Origin of the sequence: Cecembia sp. (assembly GCF_007126775.1) — a bacterium.
Taxonomy (GTDB): Bacteria; Bacteroidota; Bacteroidia; order Cytophagales; family Cyclobacteriaceae; genus Cecembia.
In genome coordinates this window covers 1-9,802 of record NZ_SLAP01000216.1, presented here as the reverse complement: position 1 = coordinate 9,802, position 9,802 = coordinate 1, and the positions used below count along the sequence as shown (strand labels likewise).

Annotated in this window: 11 protein-coding genes; 1 reads left to right on the top strand and 10 read right to left on the bottom strand. The window is 42.1% G+C overall.

Features of this window, described 5'->3' with window-relative positions:
• Positions 1 to 521: 521 nt before the first annotated feature.
• The 3 genes from QZT73_RS14355 to QZT73_RS14345 all read right to left on the bottom strand — a co-directional run bounded on the left by QZT73_RS14355 (position 522) and on the right by QZT73_RS14345 (position 2,723).
• Complete coding sequence (locus QZT73_RS14355) at positions 522 to 947, bottom strand: hypothetical protein (RefSeq protein ID WP_291788855.1); 426 nt, start codon at positions 945 to 947, stop codon at positions 522 to 524.
• A gap of 8 nt (positions 948 to 955) precedes the next feature.
• Positions 956 to 1,354: a hypothetical protein gene (locus tag QZT73_RS14350; RefSeq protein ID WP_291788853.1), complete on the bottom strand. Its 399-nt coding sequence runs from the start codon at positions 1,352 to 1,354 to the stop codon at positions 956 to 958.
• 208 nt (positions 1,355 to 1,562) lie between these two features.
• Complete coding sequence (locus tag QZT73_RS14345; RefSeq protein ID WP_291788851.1) at positions 1,563 to 2,723, bottom strand: PQQ-dependent sugar dehydrogenase; 1,161 nt, start codon at positions 2,721 to 2,723, stop codon at positions 1,563 to 1,565.
• A 218-nt stretch (positions 2,724 to 2,941) separates the two neighbouring features.
• Between QZT73_RS14345 and QZT73_RS14340 the strand changes: the two genes are divergently transcribed.
• A complete protein-coding gene (locus QZT73_RS14340) occupies positions 2,942 to 3,886 on the top strand; it encodes a sugar phosphate isomerase/epimerase family protein (protein ID WP_291788849.1) in 945 nt (314 codons plus the stop codon).
• Positions 3,887 to 3,982: 96 nt separating this feature from the next.
• Here QZT73_RS14340 and QZT73_RS14335 read toward each other — a convergent pair whose 3' ends face one another.
• The 7 genes from QZT73_RS14335 to QZT73_RS14305 all read right to left on the bottom strand — a co-directional run.
• Complete coding sequence (locus QZT73_RS14335; protein WP_291783542.1) at positions 3,983 to 4,711, bottom strand: hypothetical protein; 729 nt, start codon at positions 4,709 to 4,711, stop codon at positions 3,983 to 3,985.
• A 24-nt stretch (positions 4,712 to 4,735) separates the two neighbouring features.
• A complete protein-coding gene (locus QZT73_RS14330; RefSeq protein WP_291788847.1) occupies positions 4,736 to 5,311 on the bottom strand; it encodes a hypothetical protein in 576 nt (191 codons plus the stop codon).
• A gap of 99 nt (positions 5,312 to 5,410) precedes the next feature.
• Entirely contained in the window at positions 5,411 to 5,605 is a 195-nt protein-coding gene (locus tag QZT73_RS14325; protein ID WP_291788846.1) for a hypothetical protein, read from the bottom strand.
• Between the two features lie 18 nt (positions 5,606 to 5,623).
• Positions 5,624 to 5,926 carry a DUF1648 domain-containing protein gene (locus tag QZT73_RS14320; protein ID WP_291788844.1) on the bottom strand — a complete coding sequence of 101 codons (303 nt, stop codon included), beginning with the start codon at positions 5,924 to 5,926 and terminating at the stop codon, positions 5,624 to 5,626.
• A gap of 6 nt (positions 5,927 to 5,932) precedes the next feature.
• Positions 5,933 to 7,342 carry a Gfo/Idh/MocA family oxidoreductase gene (locus QZT73_RS14315; protein ID WP_291788842.1) on the bottom strand — a complete coding sequence of 470 codons (1,410 nt, stop codon included), beginning with the start codon at positions 7,340 to 7,342 and terminating at the stop codon, positions 5,933 to 5,935.
• A 102-nt stretch (positions 7,343 to 7,444) separates the two neighbouring features.
• On the bottom strand, positions 7,445 to 8,236 hold the full coding sequence (gene speB / locus QZT73_RS14310) for an agmatinase (RefSeq protein ID WP_291783532.1): 792 nt from the start codon (positions 8,234 to 8,236) through the stop codon (positions 7,445 to 7,447).
• The coding region (locus tag QZT73_RS14305; protein WP_363331096.1) for a serine hydrolase at positions 8,233 to 9,802 on the bottom strand (1,570 nt) is incomplete at its 5' end. The genes QZT73_RS14305 and speB, both read right to left, overlap by 4 nt.

Below are 9,802 nucleotides of genomic sequence, written 5' to 3'. Positions count from 1 at the left end.
GAACTGCTTGAATTAAATGATCTGACATTCGATTTGATATTCTAAACTTTATTTTTTTCATTGTGAAATAGTGTAAGGTTCTTATTGTTTGTATCTAGCTTGCCCACAACTTGTATATAATCGCAACATCTTTCGCGCTTAGCCAACCAAATTTGGTTGGCTTTACTCTTAATTACCCTTTTTTTACCAGGTATTATTTCCTTAAATTATATGTTTCCCAAATTACAAAGCATAGTTCAAAAAAAAATACCCTGTACTGGGGATTTTTTATCTATAATTGGCTTTTTTGAAGCTAAAAAATGGGTTATTTGGTTTATTTAGGCTCCAATGCTACATTATCCGAAATCTTAACCGTAGAAGAAATTAACCTGGGTATCCTGTTGTTTGGGAATCAATATCGATCAATAACTTTTCCGCAGTGGCGGATCCAAGCTGCCCGTCGAAGACAGGTATCCATAAATATCCGAGTATCCAATAAAAGTTTTTATTCCGGTATCCTTTTTTTCAGAAGATCTTCCAGTTCAGCGGTCATTCCGTTTTAATTTCCATTTTTTAAGTCCGCCTATCAAAAACAATAGTCCAATGAAGACTGAAATTAGTGAATAGGTTACTTCCAAAAATTGATTTGCTTGTTGCATCTCCATATCAAAAAGAAGTTCTCCTATTCCACGCACTAAGTAAATTCCTGCTATAAGAAAAATAGCAGGCTTCATAAAGGGTAATTTTCGGAATTTACCATCTGCAGAAAGTCCATATAAACCGAATATAAAAAAGAAAATAGCCACAACAACCGTAATAAAATATGGATATAAAGGATGTATGTTTTGGGCAGCAAGAGCCATTCCTTCTGCTATTCCCGTTACTTCAAACATTTTGTCTGCCCAAAGTAGTCCGACAATATGTGCGATTGCAATTATTATGTTTATGTATCCGCCAATTTTAAGCATATGCCAAATTAATTTGTTCCAAAATAAATAAGTCCGGAAATAAGCAATAGCAAAATCCACTGTCCGAGTTTCAAATAGTTTTTCGGAAACTGTTCTGAAATTACAATTGTCAAAGCCCAAACTACTGCATAGCCTAAAAAGTAAATTGAAAGTATTTTTAACAATGTATTTTCGTTATTAAAGAAGTTTGTAAAGTTAATCAGACCAAGTCCGATAGTGGCAAAAAGTAAGTCAAACGAAACCCAATGCCAACCACATCTCGCCATTGTCCATTTTTCTCTTTTTTGGAAATGCGCATCATTTTCGTCTATCGGTTCGTTTACTTTTAGTTCTTTGTCCCCAACAAAAGTGTGAAGCATAAATGCTAAAAGTGTCAAAATGTTTGCAATTAAAATCGGCAGGTTCATATTCTCAGTTTTTCTGTCTGATTATGTTGTCGTTTTACAATGCCCGCTAAAGGTTCTCTTTACGCCATTATGGCGTCTATATCCCAGTTTATTTAAATATAAAACTAATCTTTTGTATTTTCAATCGGTCGATGGAGCCCTTTATCCGATTAATAAAAAAAGCCATGCTGTTTCCAACATGGCTTTTGAATTTACTGACTCGTTTTTTTTAACTGCTCTGCGGAATTAGCTTAACCAATAAGCCTGTAGCTTCTACCAGTGCATAGATATACCCATCTGGACTTTGGGAAACCTGACGTACACGGCCGATACCGTCTAATAATTTTTCCTCTCCCACATACTGGGTGCCATCCAATTCCACACGGGCTACTTGCTGTCCAGCTAAGCCTGCTACCAGAATGTTGCCTTTCCAGGCAGGATATTTGTCTGAGGTTACCAGGGTCATGCCACAGGTTGCAATAGACGGAACCCAATACGTTACCGGCTGCTCCATGCCTTCTTTTTCAGTGAGTTCTGTCAGAATTGTGCCGTCATAATTGATGCCGTAAGAGATCACCGGCCAACCGTAATTCTTGCCCTTTTCGATCAGGTTGAGCTCATCACCCCCCTTTGGACCATGCTCCACTGACCAAAGCCTGTCATTCTCCTTGTCATAAACCATGCCCTGAGGGTTTCTGTTCCCATAAGTCCAGATAGAAGGATTGGCGCCGGGAGTATTGACAAATGGGTTATCTTCCGGAATGCTGCCGTCATCTTTGATCCTATGGATCTTACCGTGATCATTGTCCAATTCCTGGGCATTGGCTGGCCTGGACCCCTTATCTCCATTGGAGAAATACAGGTAGCCCGCATTGTCAAAAACGATTCTTGATCCAAAATGTCTTCCACCTTTCCATTCCGGCCCACATACGAAGATTTCTTCTACACTGTGCATGTTGTTCCCATCCAGTTTGGCCCTGGAAATTACCAATACATCTCCATCTCCTTCCGGCCGGGAATAGGCGAGATAAAGCCAACCATTGTTGGCATAATCCGGATGCAGGGTGATATCCAGCATACCTGCCTGATTCACTTCACGGGTCTCAGGAACACCTGTCAACTTTTCTCCTGTAAACTGATCATTTTTGAATACCAGAATTTCTCCTTTCCTCTCCACGACCAGCATCCTGCCATCAGGTAGCCAGGTCATTCCCCAAGGACTTTCAAATTCTGTATAGAGCGTGTCCACCTTAAAGGTCATCTTGTCAGACACCGTAGCAAAGGGGCTTGGCTCATTGATTGTGTTATTGTCTTCCTTTTCAGCACAGGAGCTTATGCTTAAAGCCATAAGTCCTAACAAAGCTAAACTGAATTGATTGCGTTTTTTCATAATAAATGCATGATTAAGACCTTAAATTTAAGCAATTTTAAGGGGAATTGTTAAGCTCATTTTACAAACGGTGACTTTTGGGCCTGAAAGACAATTTCTGACTTTTTTTGGTTGCATTGGCTTTATGCAAAAAGACCCTAATTTGAATTGTAACAAAATCATTGGTTCATTACGTAAAAAAGAGCAAATTAGATGCTCAATACCCTAATCCTAAATATATGGATCGCAGAAAATTTATCATTTCATCAGCTTTGGCCTCTACCGCATTGGCTATTCCTACCCCTTTTGTTTTTGCAGATTCCCGGGCCAAACGGGCCTTTAAAATTTCATTGAATCCGGGAATGATTGGAGTCCAGTCCAACTTTGCCCAAACTTTGGATTATGCCATATCTTTCGGATATGAAGCAATCAGTCCTTTTACCCAAGAGGTGATGGATCATTATTCCGAACAACAGTTGCATGATGTTACTGAAAAAATGCAGGAGAATAAGATAAGCTATTGTTCCAATACTATTCCCTTAGAGTTTCGTCAAGATGATGCAAAATTCAAGGAGGGTTTCCAAGGGCTAAAAAAGTTTTGTAAAACCATGGAAAAGCAAGGGGCCACACGGATGAATACCTGGATCATTTCATCCCATAGTGAATTGACTTATAATGAAAACATGCGGCAGCATGCTTATCGTCTGGGAGAATGTGCGAAGGTGATGCAGGATCATGGTATCCGCTTGGGTTTGGAATATTTGGGAATGCGTACCATGCTCATTGGCAACCGCTATCCATTTATTTCAAGCATGAAAGAAGCCAAGGAATTGATTGGGGAGATAGGACAGGATAACGTTGGGTTGGTTTTAGATAGCTTTCACTGGTATTGTGCCAATGAATCTATTGAAGATATTCAGGCATTGCATCCAAATGAGATCATAGTGGTGGACCTGAATGATGCACGTGAAGGATTCACCAGGCAAACTCAGGTAGATGGAAAAAGGGAATTGCCTGCAGCCACAGGAGTAATTCCTGTCCATGATTTCCTGAAAGGACTGATTGATATAGGCTATGATGGCCCTATCCGTTCAGAGCCTTTCAATCAGGTCTTGAATGACATGGAAAATGAAGCAGCCCTAAAGGCCAATATGGATGCCGTTCAGGCTGCTTTGGCATTGTAATAAGTTTGGTCTGATGCCTTATCTGGGGTAAAGAATATTGAGCAACAAAACCTCAAAGGCATCAAACTTCTGCTTAAATCACTGTTTTTTATAGAATTAATCTTCAAGAACATCTTCACCTTCCAAGATGGGCATTTCTATGTCAGCATCTTGAATATTTCGTTCTCTCATTGCCCTGGCTTGACAGGTCTTACATAATTCCGATATTCCCTTCTCATCCCATGAATCTTTTACGCTGCCATTATTGATCTCATCACGGCCGCGGATATGTTGACATTCCTCAAAAATATGATAACGGTTTCCTGCTCGGGTCCAGAAGACATTATCATTGTCAAAATTGAGTTTCCTGACCACATCCGTCTGTTCGTTGATCTCTTTGGTATACTTCTCTATAGATGGTGGATCAAAGTCTACCCCAGAGATTCCGGCGACCAACATGGCTATAACGGCTATTGCACCTGCAATCCCCTTAGTTTTACCTTCAATGTCCTTATTGGTCAAAATCAGAATAACAAGAGGTAAAAACGACAAAACGCCCATAATGGCACCAAACTGATTTTGGAAAAAGAACTTTACTTTGTCTTTTTCTGAAGCCGGGTCGAGGCGATTGGCTTTCTTCCAAAGCCAAGATCCAGTGAGTGCCAAAGCCAAAAGGACTACAATGGCAATGATCAAATAGGTCAAAGTCTCATCACTGATCAGTTTGAGGATGGCAAATACCTGGCCTGCAATGGCTACCATCCAGGCCAAAAGGGCAAATAAACGGAGCTGCTTGGCTTTGGCCTTACTTTCCGGACTGGCTACAAATTGTTTTTCTGTTGACATAATTAATAAAATTGATTGGTGGTTTTACTTTTTTAGAAACTTAGACAGTACATCCATCAAAGGATTTCCTGCTGGTGTATCGGTTTTTTTTCTAGAGGTAGTTGTCTTTTTAGCAGTCCCCTTTTTAGGTCTTTGATTGGTGCTTCCACCCAACAAATTTCCTAAAAGGTCATTAAAATCCGTGTTTCCTGTTTTCCCTCCTAAAAGAGAACCCAACACAGTGTTCATATCAATACTCTTATCTTTTGGGTCGGCAACTTTGCCCGAAAACTTGCTTAATATGGCCGGCAATGAGCTTTTAATGATGGAATCTGCCGTACTTTTATTCATATTGAACTTGCTTACTAATATTTGAGAGAGGTTGGATGAAATAGACTTGTAAATCGGGTTTCTTGCCAGACTCTGATTTTTGGCACCTTTCCCGAATAAATCTAAGATTGCTTGGCTGTTGCCTGAGCTGGCGGCTTGGGAGAGGCCTCCTGAAATAGCTTTCATAATCTCTTGCTGAACGTTAGCGTTCAGCTCGTTCGGTATTTTTTTATTTTGGACCACACTGCTTTCGGTGTTGTCCTGGACCATCTTAAGGATTACATCTAGCATAAGCTTTTTTATTTATGATACCCATATCAAAATTAAATTTGTGAAATTAATGGGATAAAAAGTAAAAATATGGAAAATTTTGAAAATAATACGACTTGCTCACTTTCTCCCTTGCTTTCCCTTTGTTTTTATGCTCCAGACCAAATAAATCAAAATCACTCCTGTCAAGAGTCCTATAGATATGCCCATAAAAAATTCATTAAGGCCTTCCTGCAGCCCCAAACTTGTTTGAATAGTGCTAAATGTCAGGAACAAAAAAGTAAATACGATGACCAGGTTAAGGGTTCTCATCATCCTGGTTGCTCCCCGGTATTACTTTTCCGCATTTTCTGGGGTGATTGCAGTGGGATAGTTGAAGATATGGGGGACTTTATTGAGGAAAAATAAACCTGTATAGGTGATCAAACCCATAATGGGCATCATCCAGATCATACCTTTTCCGCCATAGGCTGTTACTTGTCCAGAAGCATCATAGTGCCTGGGAACTCGGTCCGGAAGTTCAGGATAATAGTAAATGGGAAGTGCCAATAGAAGGACCAGGGCCAAAAATCCCAAGCCCTCCATGATTTTATCCATTGCGGACCATTCCAGTTTGATAATGGGTCTTTCTTCCATCTCCTCTTACATTTCCCAGCCAGCTCTTACGGGTTCTTTGATATACTGGTCAGCTTCAGGCATACCTTTGGCTTTCATGTTCTCATCATCCCATTCAATCAATTTCCCTCCCAATCTCAGGGAAAGAACACCCAAAAGCGTGATTTCGGTCAATCGGGATCCATATTCAAAATTGGAGGAAGCTTGCTCATTGTTTCGGATGGCATCGATCCAGTCCTGAAAATGTCCATTAGATCTTTTTAAACTAGGTTTGGGAGCTTTGATGCTTTTGCCTAATGATTCCGGGAAAATCTGTGGTTTCCGGTTTCCTCCATCATTGATGATAATGCCTTTTGTTCCAATAAACATGGATGCCCTAGCTGGATAAACATAACCTTTGGGCAGGGCAGGGTGGAGGTCCGGTTTCAGTCCCCCGGAATACCAGTTGATTTTCATGGCTTTTTGTTGGCCTTTAGGGGAAAAGTGAAAATAGCCGATTTCTCCATAAGGGGCAATCTTACTGTCAGAATAACCTGCAGGAAAAATCTGTACTGTGTCTGGGCTTTTCAAGTCAAAGGCCCAAGTGACAGCATCCAGGTCATGGCAACCAAAATCCCCCAAAGCACCGCAGCCATAATCCCAAAAATCTCTCCAGGTGACAGGAACATAATCCTTGTGAAAAGGCACCATTTCCCTTGGGCCGATCCATTGGTCCCAATCAAAACCTATGGGCATGGTGCTTTGCCCTTGTGGTAAACCTTTCAATCCCGGGAGCCATCGACCTGCAGGTACCCATGCATGGCATTCTTTGACCTCTCCAATTACTCCCGCACGTAAGTACTCCACTGTCTCTCTGATACCATCCGTAGAATGCCCCACATTGCCCATTTGGGTCATCAGGCCAGTTTCCCTAGTGACTTTAGCCACTTCTCTTGCTTCCCAGATATTGTGGGTTAGCGGCTTTTCGCAGTACACATGTTTCCCCATTTTCAGCGCCATCAGTGCAATATAGGCATGGGTATGGTCTGGTGTGGAGATCACAATGCCGTCCAATTCCGATGAATTTTCCATCATTTTACGGAAATCGGTGTATTGGGTAACCCGCTTGTTATCTCCTTTGGCTGCATTGTGCAACTCAATCATATTGGAGACAGGACCCAAACCTGCCTCTGATCGGTAGTAAAAGTCAGCTAAGTTCCAGTAATAGGAAGGATCGGCTACGGCAGGAATATTCACATTTTCTACTTTCAGGAAATCCTGGGCGTTTTGCTTTCCTTTGCCTCCTGCCCCGATGATGCCAAGGTTAACCTTGTCGCTAGGAGGGGTATAGCCCGGCCCACCAACCACATGTCTGGGCACAATCATCATCCCTGCACCGCTTAGCGCAGCTGCTTTAACGAAGTCTCTTCTGGAAAAAGGTGATTTTTCGTTTTTCATGGTCAATAGGGTTATAGGTTATTGATCGAATAAGATATTGATTTTGCGCCTATAAAAAATCATTATTTTGATAAAAGCTAATTCATCCAATATCCATGGTTTTCAGATCATTTTAGCGATCAGCTCCTTCATCAACTTAAAAGCCAGCATAGCTGTCATGTCATGATGGTCTCTGATCGGATTATATTCCACGAGCTCAGCGCCTAGGATAGGAAGCTTGATTTTCAAAAGGATATCCAACAACTGCCTGGAACTCATTCCTCCCGGTTCATAATGAGAAATACCCGGAGCAAAAGCAGGGTCAAGAACATCAATATCCAAAGAAATATATAAAGCGCCTTCCAAAGTGGAAATAAAATCCATGTTGAAGTCCTTCATTTCAATAATATTGACCTTGTACTTGGCTGCCTGTTCCCGTTGATGCTGGGTCAATGAACGAACACCAACTTGCGTGAGTGACTTTAACAAACCTTTTTCCAATAGCCGAGCAAATGGAGAAGCATGGGAATAGGGATTATCTTCGAAATTTTCATACAAATCCCCGTGGGCATCAAGCTGCAGTACATGTAAAGGCCCATGTTTCAGCGCATGGGCTTCAATCACCGGATAAGCAATGGAATGATCCCCTCCCAAACTCAGGAGTTTGCTGCCATCAGCGATGGCTTCGCTTACGGCTAGTTTGATCTGTTCATAGGCTTTTTTTGGATCTTGACTGGAAAAAGAAAGGTCACCTAAATCCTGATAATCCCTACCAGCTATAATTTCTACCCCCATTTCTGTGAAGTTATTGGCAGAGCCTTCGGTTGCCATTAAGCGGATTCTGGGAGGTGCCAAGTAAGGTCCTCTAATGAAGGAACTGTTGATATCAAAGGGGATTCCTATTACTTTGATCATGGATTGATTTTTAAGGGTTTCAATTCCTCAAAGAAAATATCGTCGTTGGGTACATTAAAATCCATTCCGACAACCTGCATTTTATTGTTGAGTAGGAATTGGAGTGTGCCGAAGTTAAACCAGGCATGCTTCTCGTCCCAGATGATTTCATAGGTGTCATAATGCCAATGTTTCAAGCTGGCAGAAAGTCTTGGAGCGTCTTCAAAGTAAAGTCGCAAAGCCCCTTTTTCTTCTTTGACTTCGATTTGGCCATAGATGTCTGAGCGATAAGTACCTGCAAATTGGGAAGGAGAGAGGGATGTCTTGGTGTTGAGGACTCTGGCTTTTTTGATGTCTGCGATGCGGGTGTCATTGGCTTGGTTGGCCAAACTCCTTTGGAGCATATCTCCAGACCAATCTTTACTTCCTGTTCCTAAAAATTGGTCAAAAGCATAGTAGGTAGCAGCCATGATGGGGCTTTGGTGGCCATTGGTCAGCACCACTACGCCCAACTTTTCTTCAGGAATCATGGTCACTGCGGTAATCATGCCATCGTAGCCTCCTGTATGGCCTACCATCAACTTCCCATGGAAATCTCCCAAATTCCAACCCAGTCCATAACCACTGAAATGCCTGCCCAGGTCGTTTGGCTGGGTATGGTCCACGGTAAAGACATTGTGCACGGTCCACATCAGATTGCGGTTTGCTCTGGAGATCAGGGTATCCTGTCCTATAATACCATGATTCATATTGAAGATCATCCATTTGGCCACATCGCTCACCGAGGAGATCAATCCACCCGTAGCAGCGATGGTGTCCCAATCCTCGAAAGCAATGGGGAAGTTTTTGCCTTCCTCTCGGCCATGGGCAGTGACATAATTTCTCTTTTTATCCAAATCTTTGGCTGTGGTGATGCTGCGATCCATGCCTAAAGGGTTGAGAAAGCGTTCCTGCACATTTTCGCCCCAGGTTTTGTCGGTAATTGTTCGGATGATTTCCCCCGCGGTTACATACATCAGGTTGGAATAGCCATAACCTGATCGGAAATCAAATGCTTGAGGGACTTTGCCCGCCCTTTTAATAAAATCTTCGGCAGTGCTTTCGTTTTTGTACCAGATCACATCCCCACTGAAGGTACCTAGTCCAACTCTATGGCTCAGCAAGTCTCGTATAGTGACGTTGGCACTGATCCAAGGATCATCAAATAGGGAAAAATAGGGGAGGTGGTCTTTTACCCGATCGTTCCAGGTAAGTTTCCCCTCTTGTACCAGCATCGCCAACACAGCCGAAGTAAATGCCTTGGAATTGGAGGCTATGGCGTAAAGGGTATGTTCATCTGGTTTCTCTTCTTTACCAACCGTTTTGGTTCCGTAGTTGCCAGTGAATACCAATTGTCCATCTTTAACAATGCCTATACTGGCTCCCGGAACATCCCAGTCTTTAACCATCTGTTCAAAATAAGTATCAAGCTTTTGGAGATCGGGGCTGGTTTGGGCCTGAAGGGAATGGCTTGCAAACAGGAAAAAGACCCAAAATAAGCGTAGATGTTTTTTCATTGATTCAGCGGGGATAGTTGCTGGCTCAATT

What these genes read in the sequence shown, in the direction of transcription:
- QZT73_RS14335 (WP_291783542.1), bottom strand. Translation starts at nt 4,711, where the DNA reads ATGTCAACAGAAAAACAATTTGTAGCCAGTCCGGAAAGTAAGGCCAAA.
- QZT73_RS14315 (WP_291788842.1), bottom strand. Translation starts at nt 7,342, where the DNA reads ATGAAAAACGAAAAATCACCTTTTTCCAGAAGAGACTTCGTTAAAGCA.
- speB (WP_291783532.1), bottom strand. Translation starts at nt 8,236, where the DNA reads ATGATCAAAGTAATAGGAATCCCCTTTGATATCAACAGTTCCTTCATT.
- QZT73_RS14350 (WP_291788853.1), bottom strand. Translation starts at nt 1,354, where the DNA reads ATGAACCTGCCGATTTTAATTGCAAACATTTTGACACTTTTAGCATTT.
- QZT73_RS14355 (WP_291788855.1), bottom strand. Translation starts at nt 947, where the DNA reads ATGCTTAAAATTGGCGGATACATAAACATAATAATTGCAATCGCACAT.
- QZT73_RS14330 (WP_291788847.1), bottom strand. Translation starts at nt 5,311, where the DNA reads ATGCTAGATGTAATCCTTAAGATGGTCCAGGACAACACCGAAAGCAGT.
- QZT73_RS14320 (WP_291788844.1), bottom strand. Translation starts at nt 5,926, where the DNA reads ATGGAAGAAAGACCCATTATCAAACTGGAATGGTCCGCAATGGATAAA.
- QZT73_RS14325 (WP_291788846.1), bottom strand. Translation starts at nt 5,605, where the DNA reads ATGATGAGAACCCTTAACCTGGTCATCGTATTTACTTTTTTGTTCCTG.
- QZT73_RS14340 (WP_291788849.1), top strand. Translation starts at nt 2,942, where the DNA reads ATGGATCGCAGAAAATTTATCATTTCATCAGCTTTGGCCTCTACCGCA.
- QZT73_RS14345 (WP_291788851.1), bottom strand. Translation starts at nt 2,723, where the DNA reads ATGAAAAAACGCAATCAATTCAGTTTAGCTTTGTTAGGACTTATGGCT.